At 71.4% G+C, this 16,522-nt stretch carries 14 protein-coding genes; 11 read left to right on the top strand and 3 right to left on the bottom strand.

Translation table 11 applies throughout. From position 1 onward, the window contains the following. Positions 1–107: 107 nt before the first annotated feature. Entirely contained in the window at positions 108–455 is a 348-nt protein-coding gene (locus ACH5HR_RS06725) for a hypothetical protein (RefSeq protein WP_402374753.1), read from the top strand. 2 nt (positions 456–457) lie between these two features. Further along, on the top strand, positions 458–1,426 hold the full coding sequence (ccsB, locus tag ACH5HR_RS06730; protein WP_416476940.1) for a c-type cytochrome biogenesis protein CcsB: 969 nt from the start codon (positions 458–460) through the stop codon (positions 1,424–1,426). 105 nt (positions 1,427–1,531) lie between these two features. On the opposite strand, the gene ACH5HR_RS06735 is transcribed toward ccsB, so the two are convergent. Further along, positions 1,532–2,248, bottom strand: a complete 717-nt coding sequence (locus ACH5HR_RS06735) for an SDR family NAD(P)-dependent oxidoreductase (protein WP_416476942.1) — start codon at positions 2,246–2,248, stop codon at positions 1,532–1,534. A gap of 95 nt (positions 2,249–2,343) precedes the next feature. Here ACH5HR_RS06735 and ACH5HR_RS06740 point away from each other — a divergent pair, with 95 nt between their 5' ends. Further along, entirely contained in the window at positions 2,344–3,291 is a 948-nt protein-coding gene (locus ACH5HR_RS06740) for a LysR family transcriptional regulator (RefSeq protein WP_416476944.1), read from the top strand. Here the strand turns inward: ACH5HR_RS06740 and ACH5HR_RS06745 are convergent. After that, positions 3,234–3,644 (bottom strand): RidA family protein, encoded by a 411-nt coding sequence (locus tag ACH5HR_RS06745; protein ID WP_402374745.1) that lies wholly within the window; start codon positions 3,642–3,644, stop codon positions 3,234–3,236. The genes ACH5HR_RS06740 and ACH5HR_RS06745 overlap by 58 nt on opposite strands. A 79-nt stretch (positions 3,645–3,723) precedes the next feature. Here ACH5HR_RS06745 and ACH5HR_RS06750 point away from each other — a divergent pair, with 79 nt between their 5' ends. Then, positions 3,724–4,095, top strand: coding sequence for a winged helix-turn-helix transcriptional regulator (locus ACH5HR_RS06750; RefSeq protein ID WP_402374743.1), 372 nt, complete (start codon positions 3,724–3,726; stop codon positions 4,093–4,095). 25 nt (positions 4,096–4,120) lie between these two features. Here ACH5HR_RS06750 and ACH5HR_RS06755 read toward each other — a convergent pair whose 3' ends face one another. Further along, positions 4,121–4,714, bottom strand: a complete 594-nt coding sequence (locus ACH5HR_RS06755) for a DNA-3-methyladenine glycosylase I (protein ID WP_416476947.1) — start codon at positions 4,712–4,714, stop codon at positions 4,121–4,123. Between the two features lie 214 nt (positions 4,715–4,928). On the opposite strand from ACH5HR_RS06755, the gene ACH5HR_RS06760 reads away from it, so the two are divergent. The 7 genes from ACH5HR_RS06760 (at position 4,929) to ACH5HR_RS06790 (ending at position 16,503) form a co-directional block, all read left to right on the top strand. Next, complete coding sequence (locus ACH5HR_RS06760; RefSeq protein ID WP_402374739.1) at positions 4,929–5,951, top strand: LacI family DNA-binding transcriptional regulator; 1,023 nt, start codon at positions 4,929–4,931, stop codon at positions 5,949–5,951. A gap of 132 nt (positions 5,952–6,083) precedes the next feature. Next, complete coding sequence (locus ACH5HR_RS06765; RefSeq protein ID WP_416476949.1) at positions 6,084–7,352, top strand: sugar ABC transporter substrate-binding protein; 1,269 nt, start codon at positions 6,084–6,086, stop codon at positions 7,350–7,352. A gap of 67 nt (positions 7,353–7,419) precedes the next feature. Beyond that, positions 7,420–8,403: a carbohydrate ABC transporter permease gene (locus ACH5HR_RS06770; protein WP_416476951.1), complete on the top strand. Its 984-nt coding sequence runs from the start codon at positions 7,420–7,422 to the stop codon at positions 8,401–8,403. Continuing rightward, on the top strand, positions 8,400–9,218 hold the full coding sequence (locus ACH5HR_RS06775; RefSeq protein WP_416476953.1) for a carbohydrate ABC transporter permease: 819 nt from the start codon (positions 8,400–8,402) through the stop codon (positions 9,216–9,218). The genes ACH5HR_RS06770 and ACH5HR_RS06775 overlap by 4 nt, the downstream gene beginning before the upstream one ends. 11 nt (positions 9,219–9,229) lie before the next feature. Continuing rightward, a complete protein-coding gene (locus ACH5HR_RS06780) occupies positions 9,230–11,224 on the top strand; it encodes a glycoside hydrolase family 127 protein (protein WP_416476955.1) in 1,995 nt (664 codons plus the stop codon). Further along, the gene (locus tag ACH5HR_RS06785; protein ID WP_416476957.1) at positions 11,221–13,287 is read left to right on the top strand and encodes a glycoside hydrolase family 31 protein; all 2,067 of its coding nucleotides are present in this window, start codon (positions 11,221–11,223) and stop codon (positions 13,285–13,287) included. Before ACH5HR_RS06780 ends, ACH5HR_RS06785 begins: the two co-directional genes overlap by 4 nt. A 237-nt stretch (positions 13,288–13,524) precedes the next feature. Beyond that, positions 13,525–16,503, top strand: a complete 2,979-nt coding sequence (locus ACH5HR_RS06790) for a LamG-like jellyroll fold domain-containing protein (protein ID WP_416476959.1) — start codon at positions 13,525–13,527, stop codon at positions 16,501–16,503. Positions 16,504–16,522 lie beyond the last annotated feature (19 nt).

The raw sequence follows: 16,522 nt of genomic DNA on the forward strand, positions 1-16,522 counted from the left end.
CGCGGCGTCCGGCGGCGACGCCACGTCCCGGGCCGGGTGCGCCGACGGGCGAAGATCACAGCCGCCGCGTGAATGTTGCCGACGCCGCGTCGGCTAGTGTGACGGCCATGGATCTGATGGTGATGCTTGCCCTGTTCGTCCACATCCTCGGCGCCGCTGCCCTGGTGGGTGGATGGTTCGCGCGGTTCCGGACTCCGACGGTGACCATGTCGCAGTTCGTCGGCGGCTGGGTGCAGCTCGCCAGCGGTGTCGCTCTCGTGGGCCTGGCAGAGTCGGCGGACGGCGACGTCAACCACATGAAGATCGGCGTCAAGCTCGTCGTGCTGGTCGCTGTCCTGGTCGCGGCGTGGATCGGCCGTTCGAAGATCAAGCGTGACCAGACGGTCCCGGTGGGACTCGCGCACGCTGTCGGCGGCCTCTCGCTCGTGAACGTCGCCCTGGCCGTGTTCTGGTGAGCATGACCGGCACCGAGCTCAGCCAGCTCCTGGTGTGGTCCGCGGCGACCGCGCTGACGATCGGGCTGATCATGTTCGCCGTCGACCTCGCCCGGTTGGCCGACGTGCCCCGTCGGGCACCGGCCCGGGTCCCGCTCACCACGGAGGGCGACGGCCGAGCCGACGGCGCTGACGGCGTGGACGGCGTGGACGGCGGACCGCACGCTCCCCAGAACCGCCGGTTCGCCGCGATGGGGATGTCGGTGACCGTGCTCGGCACGGTGCTCCTGCTGGTGGCGATCGTCGCGCGTGGCATCGCTGCCGGGCGGGCCCCCTGGGCGAACATGTACGAGTTCACGATCGTCGGGGCCTTCATCACGCTCGCGACGTTCGTGCTGGTCGCGCGACGGGCCGAGGTACGGTTCCTGGGCTCGTTCGTCGTCGGGCTCTGCGTGCTCTTCCTGGCGCTGGCCCAGGTCGTCTTCGTCCCGGCGACGGCAACCCAGCCGGCGCTGCAGTCCTACTGGCTCGTCCTGCACGTCGGGGTCGCGATCATCGCGACGGGCATCTTCACCGTCAGCTTCGTCGTCTCGGTCCTCCAGCTCCTGCGGGACAGCCGGGAGAACGGCGCGGTCGCGCTCAGCGGCCGGTCCTGGCGCTGGCTGGACGGGATGCCCGTACCCGCTCAGCTCGAGATACTCAGCTTCCGCCTCAACGCCGTGGCGTTCGTCCTGTGGACGTTCACGCTGATCGGCGGCGCGATCTGGGCGGAGCACGCCTGGGGGCGCTACTGGGGCTGGGACCCGAAGGAGGTCTGGAGCTTCGTCGTCTGGGTCGTGTACGCCGCCTACCTCCATGCGCGGACGACGCGAGGCTGGTCCGGCCGCCGCGCGGCCTACCTGGTGCTGATCGGCTACGCGTGCGTGCTGTTCAACTTCACCGGCGTGAACCTGATCTTCAACGGCAAGCACTCCTACAGCGGCCTCGACTGACCCGACCGACCGACCCACCCTCCGTGTTGTGGGCGCGATTTCTGGCCCGATTTGTCTGCTTGAGGCCATCTTCAGTCCCAGAAATCGCGCCCACAACACGAACGGTTACCAGGGGAGCGGTCCGGCCTCGTTGAAGAACCCGCCGCGGGGACCGTCGTCGGGCAGCGTGGCCAGCCGGATCGCGACCGCGGCGCCCTGGTCGGGAGTGCGCGGGCCGTCGTGCCCGGTGAAGTCGGTCGCGACGTAGCCTGGGCACGCGGAGTTCACGATGACGTTCGTGTCGGCCAGCCGGCGCGCGTAGTGGACCGTGAGCGCGTTGAGCATCGTCTTGGACGCCGCATAGGCGGCCAGGAGAGGGCCGGTGTGCAGCTCCAGCGAGCCCATGTCGCTGGACATGTTCACGATCCGAGGCGAGTCGGCGCCCTCGAGCAGCGGCAGCATCGCGTTGGTCACGCGCACCGCCCCGAACGCGTTCGTGTCCAGCACGGTACGCACGACGTCGAGGTCGAGGGTCGTCGGGTCCTGGGCGCCGTCGGCGAGGCTGCCGGAGATCCCGGCGTTGTTGACGAGGACGTCGAGCCGCCCCGCTTCGGACGCGACGGCCCGCGCCGCCGCGGCGACGCTCTCGTCGGAGGTGACGTCGAGCGCGACGCCGAACGCGTCCACACCGTCCGCGCGCAGCTTCTGGACGGCCGCGTCCCGTCGTGCGTCGTCGCGGGCGCCGACGGCGACCCGAAAGCCTTCCTGGCCCAGACCATGGGCGATGGCGTACCCGATTCCCTTGTTGGCGCCGGTGACGAGGGCGATCTTCTGCTGTTCCATGGGAACGATGCTCGGGCGTGCGGGCCCGGTCCGTCCAAGATCGATCGGGTCGCCTGTGATACCTCACAGGTATGAACTGCGTAGGCTCGGACACCGTGGACACCCTCGAGACGCGCGAGCTGCGCTATTTCACGGCGGTGGCCGACGAGCTGCACTTCGGGCGCGCGGCCGAGCGGCTCGGCATCGCGCAGCCGCCGCTGTCGCGGGCGATCCGGCAGCTCGAACGGCGGCTCGGCGCGCAGCTCTTCGACCGCGACCGACGGGGCGTCGCGCTCACCGCCGTCGGGGAGGTGCTGCACCGGGAGGCCGGGCGGGCGCTCGCCGCCGTCGAGGCGGCCGAGCGGCGTACCCGTCGCGCCGCCGACCCGTCGCGGGTGATCACCTTGGTGACCAAGGCCGGCGCCTCCCACGAGCTGCTGCAGTCCCTGCTCGACGCGCACGCGAGCAGGGACGGCGCCGTACCGGTCGAGGTCATGCTGTGCGAGGTGGGGGAGCAGGCCGGCGTCCTGCGCCGCGGTGCGGCCGACGTCGCGCTGATGCACCGCCCCGTCGACGATCTCGCCGGGTTCGAGACGCAGGATCTGCTGACGGAGGGACAGGTGGCGATCGTTCCCGCCGCGCACCCGCTGGCCGCCCGGGCCGAGGTGACGATGTCCGACGTCGCACGCGTCCCTGACCTGCCGATGGCGCGATGGCCGCGACTGGACGGCACGTACCCCGACGGCCCCGGACCGGAGGTGCGATCGCAGTCCCAGCTCGCACAGCTCGTCGCACTGGGGCGCACCCTCCTGGTCATCCCCGCGTCGAGCCGGGCGTGGCAGTGGCCGGAGCACGCCGCGATCCCCGTGACGGACGCGCCGCCCGTGACGACGGTCCTCGGGTGGCCGGCGCACACCCGCCCCTCCGGGCTCGGCACGTTGCTCGCAGCGGCCGTCGCGGTGCGGCCCTCGCCGGCCGCCGACGACGGTCGGCACGGCCCGACGGGTCAGTCGAGCAGCGCGGTCGCCTCGACCTCGACGAGGACGTCCGGCTCGAAGAGGTAGTCGACACCGATCAGGCTGGCCGGCGGCATGGGGAGCGGGAGGCCGATCTCCTCGGCGACCGCCTCGATCCCGGCCATGAGGTCGCCGATCTTCTCCGGCGTCCACCCGGTCACGTAGAACGTCAGACGCAGCACGTCGGCGAACGACGCTCCGGCGGCCGTCAGGCCGAGGCCCGTGTTCTGCAAGGACCGGGCGACCTGACCGGCCAGGTCGCCCGGTGCGACCGGGGTCCCGTCAGCCTGGCGGGAGACCTGGCCGCTGACGTGCACGTGGGTCGTGCCCGTGCCGACGGCCACGTGGTGGTAGGGGGTGGGCTGCAGCATGCCCTCCGGCGTGAAGTGCTGAACAGTCATGGTCGTCTCTCCTTGTCGAAGCAGGTATCGGTAGGATATCTAGGCACGGGAAGGCACTTCAACGAGACGAGGTTTCGTCATGGATACCGACGGCGCGCTCCGCATCGACGCCCCCCACCGAGAGCTCCTCGACCAGGTGCTCGACAAGTGGTCCCTCGGAGTGCTCGACGAGCTCTGCGAACGTCCCTGCCGCTTCAACGAGCTGCGTCGAGCCATCCCCGCGGTGACGCAGAAGTCGCTGACCGCCACCCTTCGCCGGCTCGAGCGCAACGGCGTGGTGGAACGCGAGATCGTCTCCACGCGCCCGGTCGCGGTCCGGTACTCGATCACGCCGCTCGGCAAGACGCTGCGCCAGCCCGTCGACGTCGTCCTGGAGTGGGCGTCGGCGCACCTGCCCGCCGTCGAACGCGCGCGCGACGCCTACGACGCGCGCGACGAGGCCGAGCTCTGAGCCTCGGCCGGGCACACGGCACCGCTCAGCGGCCGGGCGCGCCCTCGGCGGTGACCACCGGGCACGTGGCGAGGTGGTCGTCGACCAGCCCGCAGGCCTGCATGGCCGCGTACGCCGTCGTCGGGCCGAAGAACCGGAAGCCCTCCTTCTTGAGCGCCTTGGCCAGCGCCTTCGACTCGTCCGTGGTGGCCGGGACGTCCTGCCACGTGGCGATCCGGGTCGCGCGCGGTGCGGGGGCGAACGACCAGAACAGCTCGTCGAGGGTCCGTCCGGACTCGTGCAGCGCCAGGACGGCGCGGCCGTTCGCGACGGTGGCCTCGATCTTGGCGCGGTTGCGCACGATGCGGGCGTCGCCCAGGAGCCGTTCGACGTCGTCGGCCGTCATCGCCGCCACGTGCTCGGGGTCGAACCCGCCGAAGACCTCGCGGAACGCGTCGCGCTTGCGCAGGATCGTCAGCCACGACAGGCCGGACTGGAACCCCTCGAGGGCGACCCGCTCCAACAGCTCGGCCTCGCCGTGCACGGGGTGGCCCCACTCGGTGTCGTGGTACTCGGCGTACAGCGGGTCCCCGTCACCGAAGCAGCGGGCGCCGGGGGTCGGCGTCGTCTCCTGGGTCATGCCCACAGCCTGACGGACGGGACCGACATGCTCCGGGCGTCACAGGCCGGCGAGGCGTCGTGGCCGAGGAAACGGATACGGGTAGCGAATCGGTTCGATAGCATCACTCCGACACCCACGAAAACCCGCCAAGGAATGCCTCTTGCGTCACCGACGCCACGCGCGCTAGTGTCGAACCGGTTCGCAACGAAGAGGTCGACAACGAGGAGGCACGGTGGCCACCATCGGGGACGTCGCCAGGGTCGCGGGAGTCTCGCGCAGCACGGCGTCGTACGCGCTGTCGGGCAAGCGCACCATCTCCGCCGACGTCCGCCGTCGCGTCGAGACCGCCGTCCGCGAGCTCGGCTACACGCCGAACGCCGGCGCCCGGGCCCTCGCCACCTCCCAGACCCGCGTCATCGGGCTGCTCGCGCAGTTCCTCGAGGACGAGTTCGCCCCGGCGATGCTGCAGTACATGCTGGGTGTCTCCAACACGGCCCGCGAGCTCGGCTACGACATCCTGCTGTCCACCGAGGCCGACGGGCGCAACGCGCTGCGGCGGATGACGGACTCGCGGATGGTCGACGGGATCGTCCTGCTCAACGTCGCCGAGCACGACGACCGCCTGCCGATCCTGCGCGAGGCACCCCAGCCGGGCGCGCTCGTCGGGCTGCCGGCGGACTGCACCGGCGTGGACGTGTTCGACCTCGACTTCGAGGACGCCGGCCGCCTGATGGTGGACCATCTGCACCGCCTCGGGCACCGCGAGCTGCTGCTCGTCTCGCAGCCCGAGCACGTCGTCGAGCGGGGTGGCGCCTACGTGTGGCGCCTGCAGAACGCGGCGATCGAGGCGGCCCGCACGCGGGGGATCACCCTGCACGCAGAGTTCGGCTCGTCGCACCAGCCGGAGGTGGGGCGCGACCTGCACCGTCTGCTGGACGCCTACCCCGGCGCGACGGGACTGCTCGTCAACAACGAGGCCGCCGCGGCAGCGCTGCCGACCGTGCTGCACGATCGCCGGCTGACCGCGCCGGCCGACCTGTCCGTCGTCGGGCGCTACTCGGACGAGTTCGCCCGTACGTTCTCCCTGCCGTACTCCTCGATCGAGAGCGCACCCGACCGGCTCGGCCGCATGGCCGTGCGCGAGCTGGTGCGGCGCATCGAGGGGCAGGCGGGTCCCGACGAGCCGCACGTGGTCCGGTTCGTCTCGCCCGAGCTGGTCGACCGGGGGAGCACCGCACCCCCGCGAGGGGACTGATTCCGCACCACCTGCACGACCGGTTCTCGCTGTGCACCGTCGAACCGGTTCGACGCTATTCGCCGTACAAGCACGAAGCACCCACCGGCCGCCGACGACGTCGGACCGGCCGCCGTTCAAGGAGGAACAGCCATGCAGCACCATCGGCGCACCCGCACCACCCTTGCCGCCACCACCGCCCTCGCCGTCGTCGGCATCCTCGGCGCCTGCTCGTCGTCCGACGGCGCCAGCTCGGACGGAGCGTCCGGGGACGCCGCCGGCGGCACCTACACCTGGTGGGACCCGTACCCCCAGCACGATGGCTCGTCCGACTGGGAGGCCCGCGTCCAGGCGTGCGGCGAGGACGCCGGCGTCACCATCGAGCGCACCGCGTACGACACGACGGCGCTGACCAACCAGGCGCTGCTCTCGGCGCAGGAGGGCACGTCGCCCGACGTCATCCTCATCGACAACCCGGCCGTGTCCACCCTCGCCGACACCGGCATGCTGACCACGGTCGACGAGTTCGGCCTGGACACCTCCGCGATCGACCAGAACCTCCTGGACGCGGGCGTCGTCGACGGCGAGGCGTACGGCATCCCCATCGGCGCCAACACGCTCTCGCTCTACTACAACGCCGACGTGCTCTCCGACGCCGGCGTCGACCCGGCCTCGATCACAGACTGGGACTCCCTGACCGCCGCGCTCGCGCAGGTCACCGACGCCGGGCACAAGGGCATCACCTTCGCGGGGATCGGCACCGAGGAGGGCTCCTTCCAGTTCCTGCCGTGGTTCTGGGGCTCCGGTGCCGACCTGACCGACCTGTCCTCGCCGGAGGCCGTCGAGGCCCTCGAGCTGTGGAAGGGCTGGCTCGACGAGGGCTACGCGCCCAACACCGTCATCAACAACTCGCAGAACACGGTGTGGGAGGAGTTCCTCACCGGTGACTTCGCCTTCGCCGAGAACGGCACCTGGCAGGTCAACAGCGCGGCCGAGGCCGAGTTCGAGACCGGTCTCGTCCAGCTCCCGGGCAAGCATGGCGGCGTGGCCCCCGCCCCGACCGGCGGCGAGTTCATCGTCGCGCCCGTCCAGGAGGACGCCGCGCGCTACGACGTGACCCGCCAGATCGTCGAGTGCATGACGACGCCGGAGGGCTTCGTCGAGACGGCGACCACGTTCGCGTACTACGTCCCGCCGACCGCCGAGGGCCAGGAGCAGCTGCTGGCCGAGAACCCGGACCTCGAGCCCTGGGTCGAGGCCGTGCAGAGCGCCAAGGGCCGCACCAGCGACGGTCTCGGGAACGACTACCCGCTGATCTCCGAGGCGCTGTGGACCGCCGTGCAGAACGCGCTGTCCGGTGCGGCGACGCCGCAGGAGGCGCTCGAGGCCGCGCAGGCCGACGCCGAGGCCGCCACGAGCTGACGGGCCGCCGCCCCTCAGCCACGCAAACCGCGCTCAATGCGAGCGCGACCGTCGAGAAGGACCTCTCATGACCAGCACCCCGGCCGACGTCGGGTCGCGCGGAGCGCCGCGCGGCGCGGCGGGCACCACGCCCGCCGTGCCGCCCGGCGGCCGTCGCCGACGGACGCTGAGCTCGAGCCAGTGGGCGGCGGTCGGCTTCGCCGCACCGCTCCTGGTGTACCTCGTGCTCTTCTACGCCTACCCGTTGTGGCGCAACATCGACCTGTCGGTGCACGACTACACGATCCGTGCGTTCGTGCAGGGCGACGCCGAGTTCGTCGGGCTGCAGAACTACGTCGACGTCTTCAGCTCCTCGACGTTCCCGACGGCCCTGTGGAACACCGTCGTGTTCACGTTCGGGTCGATCGCCTTCCAGTTCACGATCGGCCTGGCGCTGGCCGTGTTCTTCCGGTCGAGCTTCCGGCTCTCCAGCACCCTGCGGGCGATGTTCCTCGTGCCGTGGCTGCTGCCGCTGATCGTGTCGGCCTCCACCTGGGCCTGGATGCTCAACAGCGAGAACGGCATCGTCAACTCGGTGATCACCGCGTTCGGCGGCGAGCAGATCAACTGGCTCACCTCCCCGGACACGGCGCTGCTGTCGGTGACGATCGCGAACATCTGGCTGGGCATCCCGTTCAACCTGGTGATCCTCTACTCGGGCCTGCAGAACATTCCGGGGGAGGTCTACGAGGCCGCGTCGCTCGACGGCGCCGGCCCCTGGCGGCAGTTCTGGTCGATCACGTTCCCGCTGCTGCGGCCGGTCTCGGCGATCACGATCCTGCTGGGGCTGATCTACACCCTGAAGGTCGTCGACGTGATCTGGGTGATGACGACCGGTGGGCCGGGTGACGCGTCCACGACGCTCGCCATCTGGTCCTACCGCGAGGCCTTCGGCACGGGACAGCCCGACTTCTCGCCCGCCGCCGCCGTCGGCAACCTGCTCATCGTCATCGCGCTGGTGTTCGGGTTCCTGCACCTGCGCCTCCAGCACCGACAGGAGGCCTCGTCATGACGGAGCGCAAGGTCTGGTGGAAGACCGCCCTGGGCGTCCTCTTCACCGCGTTGATGCTGTTCCCGGTCTACTGGATGGTGAACGTCTCCTTCACGGAGACGCGTGACCTGCGGGCCGACCCGCCGCACTGGTTCCCGTGGGACCCCACGTTCGAGGGCTACGAGGCGGTGTTCGCCCAGCAGCTGCCGGCGCTGGGCACCAGCCTCCTCATCGGTCTGGGTTCGGTCGTGCTCACCGTGGTGATCGCCGCCCCGGCCGGGTACGCGCTGGCGCTGCTGCACCTGCGGGGCGGGCGCACGCTGAACTTCCTGCTGCTGGTCGCCCAGATGATCCCCGCCGTCGTCATGGCGATGGGCTTCTACGCCGTCTACAACAACCTCGGGCTGCTCAACACGGTCCCGGGGCTGATCGTGGCGGACTCGACCATCGCGGTGCCGTTCGGGGTGCTGCTCTTCACGGCGTTCATGTCCGGCATCCCGCGCGAGCTGCTCCAGGCGGCCCGCGTGGACGGCGCCGGCGCGTGGCGCACGTTCGTGTCGATCGTGCTGCCGATGAGCCGCAACTCGATCCTCACGGTGTCGCTGTTCGCGTTCCTGTGGGCCTGGTCGGACTTCATCTTCGCCTCGACGCTCAACCGCAACGGTGATCTCATCCCGATCACGCTCAGCATCTACCACTACATCGGCAACAACACCACGCAGTGGAACGCGATCATGGCGACCGCCGTCGTCGCCTCGATCCCGGCGTCGATCCTGCTCGTCGTCGCCCAGCGCTACGTGGCGGCCGGTGTGACCGCCGGTGCCGTCAAGGACTGAAGGACATCGACGTGACAGACACCCTCATCAGCAGCGGCGTGCGCGCCCGTCCGGTGGCGCCCGGCGGGAGCCGCCGCGGCCTCGGCATCGGCGAGCTGGCGCTGGACGGCGGATTCTGGGGAGAGCTCCAGGAGACGAACGCCCGCGCCACGCTGCAGCACTGCCTCGACTGGATGGAACGGCTCGGCTGGCTCGCCAACTTCGACCGAGTCACCGACGGAACAGCCGGGACGCCGGGTGTCCCGCGCCCCGGCTGGCAGTTCTCCGACTCCGAGGTCTACAAGCTCCTCGAGGCGGCGGCGTGGGAGCTGGGCCGCACCGCCGACCCCGCCGCCGAGGCCCTGTGGACGAAGGTCGTGGCGCGCGTGGCCGCGGCGCAGGACGACGACGGCTACCTCAACACCTGCTACGGGCACGGGAACCAGCCGGCGCGCTGGTCCGACCTGTCGACCGGGCACGAGCTGTACTGCACCGGTCACCTGCTGCAGGCGGCCGTCGCCCGGGTGCGCACCCACGGCCAGGACCTCCTGGTCGACGTCGCACGCCGTGCGGCCGACCAGGTCTGCCGGGAGTTCGGGCTCGACGGCCGCCAGGGGATCTGCGGGCACCCGGAGATCGAGCTCGGGCTCGCCGAGCTGGGCCGCGCGCTGGACGAGCCGCGGTACACGGAGCAGGCCCGCCTGTTCGTCGAGCGCCGCGGGCGCGGCACCCTCGCCCCGATCGCGCTGCTCAGCCCCGCGTACTTCCAGGACGACGTCCCGGTGCGCGAGGCCGACGTGTGGCGCGGCCACGCGGTGCGTGCGCTGTACCTCGCGGCCGGGGCGGTGGACGTCGCCGTCGACACCGGTGACGACGCCCTGCGCGCCGCCGTCGAGCGGCAGTGGACGCGCACGGTAGAGCGCCGCACGTACCTCACCGGGGGGATGGGGTCGCGCCACCAGGACGAGGGTTTCGGCGACGACTTCGAGCTGCCGCCGGACCGTGCCTACTGCGAGACGTGCGCCGGCATCGCGTCCGTCATGGTGTCGTGGCGCCTCCTGCTCGCCTCCGACGACGTCCGGTACGCCGACCTCATCGAGCGCACGTTCTTCAACGTGGTCGCCACCTCGCCACGGACCGACGGCCGCGCGTTCTTCTACGCCAACCCGCTGCAGCAGCGCGAGGAGGGCGCCCCCATGCAGCCGGACGCCGTGAACCCGCGCGCCGAGGGCGGTGCCCGTGCGCCCTGGTTCGACGTGTCGTGCTGCCCCACCAACGTGGCGCGCACCCTCGCCTCCTGGCACACCTACGCGGCGTTCGTCGACGACGTCGGTGGCCCGGCCGAGACCGGACCGGGTACCGACGGCGCGGCGGTCGTCACGCTCGCCCAGTACGCCGCGGGCGACGTCCGGGTGGCGGTGGGTGACGGCGCGCTCGCGCTGCGCGTCGACACCGGCTACCCCACGACCGGGACGGTGCGCATCGAGGTCGTCGACCTCCCCTCGGAGCCCGTGTCCCTGCGCCTGCGGGTGCCGCACTGGGCCGACGGCGCGTCGCTCACCGCGGCGTCCGGCACCGCGTCCCGCCCGGCCCCCGGCTGGGTGGAGGTGCCCGGGGCGCTCGCGGCGGGCGACGTCGTCGTCCTCGAGCTGCCCGTCGGGCCGCGGCTGACCTGGCCGGACCCGCGGGTGGACGCCGCCCGCGGCACGGTCGCCGTCGAGCGCGGACCGCTCGTGCTGTGCCTGGAGTCCGTCGACCTCCCGGACGGGGTCTCGCTGGAGAGCGTCCGCCTCGACGTCGCGGCCGCGCCGCGTGCGCACGCGGACGGCGCGCTCGTGCGGGCGCGCACCGGCCCGCTGCCCGACGGCGGCACGGGGACGCCGCCGTTCACCTCCGGCCCGCTCCTGCCCCTGCCCGACGGCGGCACGCCGGACACGTTCGACGTCCCGCTCGTGCCGTACCACCGGTGGGCCGAACGCGGCCCGTCGACCATGCGCGTCTTCGTCCCGGAAGGAGGGGCACGGTGACCGTGACCCAGCACCCCGCTCCGCACGTCCACGCCGACGGCACCCGCCTCGTCTGGCGCGGCGGCGGCGAGGTCCTCGTCGTCGAGCCCTGGGGCCGTGACTCGGTCCGCGTGCGCGCCACCGTCATGGGCGACGTCGAGGACACCGACTGGGCGCTGCTGCCCCCGGACCCGGCCGCGCACGCCGAGGTGCGGACCGAGGTGCGGACGGACGGCGCGACGCTCGTCAACGGTGCGGTGCGGGTCGAGCTCACGACGTCGTCGTGGTTCCACGAACCGGTGGGCTACGACGTCTTCCGGTGCGACCTCGCGTTCTACGACGCCGACGGGCGGCTGCTGTTCCGCGAGCTGGACCGGGGCGGCTCCCTGGACCTGCGGGCCCGGTCCTTCCGGCCGCGGCTCGGCGACGACGGGCACACGCTGACCGCGGCGTTCGAGGCGGACCCGGACGAGCACCTGGCCGGCATGGGGCAGTACCAGCAGCACGTCCTGGACCTCAAGGGATCCACGTTCGAGCTGGCGCACCGCAACTCGCAGGCGTCCGTGCCGTTCGTGGTGTCCAGCGCGGGCTACGGGTTCCTGTGGCACGACCCGGCGATCGGGCGGGCGACGTTCGCGCGCAACCGCACCGAGTGGCACGCGGAGTCCACGCGACAGCTCGACTACTGGGTGACGGCGGGGGCGACCCCGGCCGCGATCTCGCGGAACTATGCCGACGCCACCGGCCACGCCCCGATGATGCCGGAGCGCGGCCTGGGGTTCTGGCAGTGCAAGCTGCGCTACTGGAACCAGGAGCAGCTGCTCGAGGTGGCGCGCGAGCACCGCCGTCGGGGCCTGCCGCTGGACGTGATCGTCGCGGACTTCTTCCACTGGCCGCACATGGGCGACTACCGCTTCGAAGAGGAGTTCTGGCCGGACCCGGCCGCGATGGTGGCTGAGCTGGACGAGCTCGGCGTCGAGCTCATGGTGTCCGTGTGGCCGCAGGTGGCGCTGTCCTCGGAGAACTTCGCGTACCTGCGGCAGCACAACCTGCTGGTGCGCGCCGATCGCGGGCTCGACGTCCAGATGTCCTTCGAGGGGCCGAGCGTGTTCCTCGACGTGCTGAACCCCCAGGCCCGCGAGTGGCTGTGGGAGACCTGCCGGCGCAACTACGGCGAGCACGGCATCCGCACGTTCTGGTTGGACGAGGCCGAACCCGAGCTCGGCGTCTACGACTACGACGCCTACCGCACGCACCTCGGCCCCTACCAGCGGGTGGGCAACCTGTACCCGCAGGCCTTCGCGCGGGCGTTCTTCGAGGGGCAGGCCGCCGACGGCGAGACCGACGTGGTGAACCTGCTGCGGTGCGCGTGGGCCGGCAGCCAGCGGTACGGGGCGCTCGTGTGGTCGGGAGACATCTCCTCGACCTGGCAGGACCTGACGCGCCAGGTCACCGCGGGCATCCACATGGGGGTCGCCGGGATCCCGTGGTTCACCACGGACATCGGTGGGTTCCACGCCGGGGACGTGAGCGACCCCGGCTTCCGGGAGCTGATGGTGCGCTGGTTCCAGTTCGGCGCGCTCTGCCCGGTGATGCGGCTGCACGGCGACCGGCTGCCGTACGAGGAGGTCACCGCGGCCGACGGGTCGCGACGGCTCCGCTCGGGCGGACCGAACGAGCTGTGGAGCTTCGGCGACGAGGTGTACGGCGTCCTGGAACGCTACGTGCACCTGCGCGAGACGCTCCGCCCCTACGTGCGCGAGGTGATGCGCGCCGCGCACCTCGACGGTCAGCCCGCCATGCGCGGCCTGTTCCACGAGTTCCCCGACGATGCCGCCGCCTGGGACGTCGACGACCAGTTCCTGCTCGGGCCCGACGTCCTGGTGGCGCCGGTGCTGGAGGCCGGTGCCCGGGAGCGGGAGGTCTACCTGCCCGCCGGGGCGTCGTGGACCGACGCCGCGACCGGTGAGGTGCACGACGGCGGCGCGACCGTCGTCGTCGACGCGCCGCTCGACGTCGTACCGGTGTTCCTGCGCGACGGCGCGCTGACGCATCTCGTCGGACGGACCAGCAGCAACACCTGAGGAAGGAGCGACGACCCGAAGCGAACCGGTTCGACAGCGTGAGGTCGACGAAGGGAGGGAGCACGACGCCCCGGGCGGCCCCGGGGCGAGATCCGCGAGACTCGCACGTTGACGTCCGCGGAAGGCACGACGCGGTGCCTTCCGCCATGAACGAGGAGTACGAAGATGTCTCTGAAGAGAAGATCACCGGTGCCGGAGGCTCGACGCCGCCGGATCGCTATGACGGCGATGACGGCTGTGAGCGTCGTGGCCCTGGGCACCGTGGGCGCCGCAGTGAGCACGACGACGGCGGCGGCCGAGCCGGGCCCGGAGTCCACGCTGGTCGTCGAGGCCGACCAGCCGTTCCGTGAGGTGTCCCACGTGGCGACGGGGTCCCTGTACGGCATCGCCGACGAGGGCGTGCCGTCCGACGACCTCATCGCCCCGATCAAGCCGAACACGTTCGTCCAGATGCCGCCGGGTGGTCGCCAGCAGCCGACGGGCGACACCCTCGACGTGTGGCAGACCGCCGCGCGGCACGACGCCGGGATCGTTGTGCGGATCGTGGACTACTACCCCGGCTGGCCATACCAGTTCAGCTGGGAGAACACCGAGGACCGCAAGGCCTGGGAGGACGTCATCCGGGATGTCGTGGCAGACGTCGAGGCGTCGGGTGCGACCAACATCGTGGCCTACGCCCCGTGGAACGAGTCGGACCACACCTGGCTGGAGGAGAACGGTACCTTCGAGGAGCTGTGGGAGTTCAGCTACGACGTACTGCGCGAGGAGCTGGGACCGGACGTCCCGATCCAGGGCCCGAGCTTCTCGGACAACATCTCCGACATGCGCCAGTTCCTCGAGTTCGCGAAGGAGACGGATACCGTCCCCGACGTGCTCGAGTGGCACGAGCTGATCCGGTCGTCGAAGACCAAGGGTGACGTGGAGTCCGTGCGTGCCATGCTTGACGAGCTGAGCCTGCCCGATCTGCCGATCGACATCGCGGAGTACGCCTCCCCGCAGGAGGTGGGCTTGCCCGGACCACTTGTCGGGTACATCTCCAAGTTCGAGCGGTTCGGCATCGACCGCGCCGAGCTCGCCTTCTGGAACCAGTCCGGGACGCTGGGCGACCTGCTGGTCGAGCGCGGTGGCGCACCCAACGGCGCCTACTGGCTGTACACCTGGTACGCCGACATGACCGGGAACATGGTCACCACGACGCCGCCGTCGAACGAGAGCCCGCTGGACGGGGCTGCGTCGGTGAACGACGCGAAGGACGAGGTGCGGGTCATCGCGGGCGGCAACAGCGGCCCGACCTCGATCGAGGTCAACGGACTGGACCAGCTCGCTCTCGGCGACGACGTGAACGTGAGGCTGGAGGTCACGCCGTCCTACGGCAGGACCACGCCCACCGCAGGACCGATCACCATCTCGGACACGACCTATTCCGTCGGCGAGGACGGATCCATCACCGTCCCGGTCGTGATGAATCCGAACTACGGCTACCACGTCGTCGTGTCCGAGGCCGGGGAGACCGAGAACCTGGCGGGGACGTACACCCTCGACAACGTCCACTCCGGCCTGCCCCTCGGCGCGGATGACGGCGCTGCCGTCCAGTCCGCAGCCGGCGAGGGCAGCACGTGGGAGATCCGTGCCGCCGGCTCGGGCCTCTACACCGTCGCCGACACCGCCAGCGGACTGCTCCTCGGCGCGCAGCCGGGGGCGACCGGCAACGGCGCACCCACCGTCCTCCAGGAGGAGGACGGGAGCGAGAACCAGCTGTGGCAGCTCGTCCCCGACGGCCAGGGCAACGTCCGGCTCGCCAACTATGCGACCGGCCTGACCGTCGGCGTCGACCAGATGAGCACCGAGCCGGGTGCAGCCGTGGTCCAGTGGACCGACGGGGCCCCGACGTCGAACTGCACGCCCGACGGGCCGCGGCAGCCGGGTCAGTTCGCGACGGCGCTCGACCTGTGCGGAACCGACTCCTACGTCACGATGCCGGACGGCGTCGTCGACGGACTCGACGGTGACTGGTCGATCTCCACGTGGGTGAACCCGTCCGCGTTGCCGACCTGGGCCCGGGTGTTCGACATCGGCTCGGGCTCGGGCTCGAGCATGTTCCTCACCCTCAACGCCGGCAGCGGGCCGCGCTTCGTCATCACCACGGGCGGTGCCGGGGGAGAGCAGCGCCTCGACTACCCGGGGCAGAACCTTCCCCTCGACGAGTGGACGCAGGTGGCGGTCACCGTGTCCGGCACCACCGGCACGCTGTACGTCGACGGCGAGGCGGTCGTCACCAACGACGAAATCACGATCTCGCCCGCCGACCTGGGGGCGGCGAACGGACGCAACTGGCTCGGGAGGTCGCAGTACGGCTCTGACCCGGCGTTCGACGGCGCACTGGACGACGTCGCGATCTACAGCCGTGCGCTGTCCGCCGCCGAGATCGCCGAGCTGGCCGAGGGGCAGCCGGCTGACGGTGACGTGGTCAGCTACGCGTTCGACGAGCCGGACGGCGGCTCGACCGTGGTCGACTCCTCGGGCAACGGTCTCGACGCCACGGTCACCGTCGGGCAGGGTTCGGGCGGCACGACCACGGCGACCGACGAGGAGACCGCCGACCGGTTCTGGACGCTGACGCCGGCGGAGACCGGTCCTGCGACCGCGACGCCGGAGGTGTCGGTCACGCAGCCGGACTGCGAGGCAGGCTCGTCGGGTTCGATCGAGGGAGTCCCGGTCGAGGGCGTGCAGCGGTACGTGCTCAAGGAGTGGGTCGACGGCGCGGCGGGCGGCTACGTGCCGGCCGGCGAGGTCGACGCGGGTACCTACGTGGTGCGCGCCTGGCCGGCCGACGGCACCGAGCTGGAGATCACGGGCGACTGGGAGGCGATCTTCAAGGGTCGCGCCCAGCTGGTCGTCGAGATCGAGGACTGCGCACCGGAGCACCCGGTGTGGGACGCCTCGACGGTGTACACCGCGGGTGACCGGGTGATGCACGAGGGTGCGGTCTTCGAGGCGACGTGGTGGACGCGTGATGCCGAGCCGGGGTCGTCGCCGTGGGGGTCGTGGCAGGAGATCGCCGAGACCTCGGACGGGACGGCCGTCTGGACGCCGTCGCGGATCTTCGTGGCCGGTGACGTCGTGGAGCACGACGGCGCCACCTACGAGGCCCAGTGGTGGACCCGCAACCAGACCCCCGGCGACTCGCCGTGGGGCCCCTGGCAGCTGACCGACTAACCTCTCTCGGTGCCGAACG

Source organism: Isoptericola maris (assembly GCF_048065335.1).
Taxonomy (GTDB): Bacteria; Actinomycetota; Actinomycetes; order Actinomycetales; family Cellulomonadaceae; genus Isoptericola; species Isoptericola rhizosphaerae.

What these genes read in the sequence shown, in the direction of transcription:
- ACH5HR_RS06725 (WP_402374753.1), top strand. Translation starts at nt 108, where the DNA reads ATGGATCTGATGGTGATGCTTGCCCTGTTCGTCCACATCCTCGGCGCC.
- ccsB (WP_416476940.1), top strand. Translation starts at nt 458, where the DNA reads ATGACCGGCACCGAGCTCAGCCAGCTCCTGGTGTGGTCCGCGGCGACC.
- ACH5HR_RS06735 (WP_416476942.1), bottom strand. Translation starts at nt 2,248, where the DNA reads ATGGAACAGCAGAAGATCGCCCTCGTCACCGGCGCCAACAAGGGAATC.
- ACH5HR_RS06745 (WP_402374745.1), bottom strand. Translation starts at nt 3,644, where the DNA reads ATGACTGTTCAGCACTTCACGCCGGAGGGCATGCTGCAGCCCACCCCC.
- ACH5HR_RS06750 (WP_402374743.1), top strand. Translation starts at nt 3,724, where the DNA reads ATGGATACCGACGGCGCGCTCCGCATCGACGCCCCCCACCGAGAGCTC.
- ACH5HR_RS06755 (WP_416476947.1), bottom strand. Translation starts at nt 4,714, where the DNA reads ATGACCCAGGAGACGACGCCGACCCCCGGCGCCCGCTGCTTCGGTGAC.
- ACH5HR_RS06765 (WP_416476949.1), top strand. Translation starts at nt 6,084, where the DNA reads ATGCAGCACCATCGGCGCACCCGCACCACCCTTGCCGCCACCACCGCC.
- ACH5HR_RS06770 (WP_416476951.1), top strand. Translation starts at nt 7,420, where the DNA reads ATGACCAGCACCCCGGCCGACGTCGGGTCGCGCGGAGCGCCGCGCGGC.
- ACH5HR_RS06775 (WP_416476953.1), top strand. Translation starts at nt 8,400, where the DNA reads ATGACGGAGCGCAAGGTCTGGTGGAAGACCGCCCTGGGCGTCCTCTTC.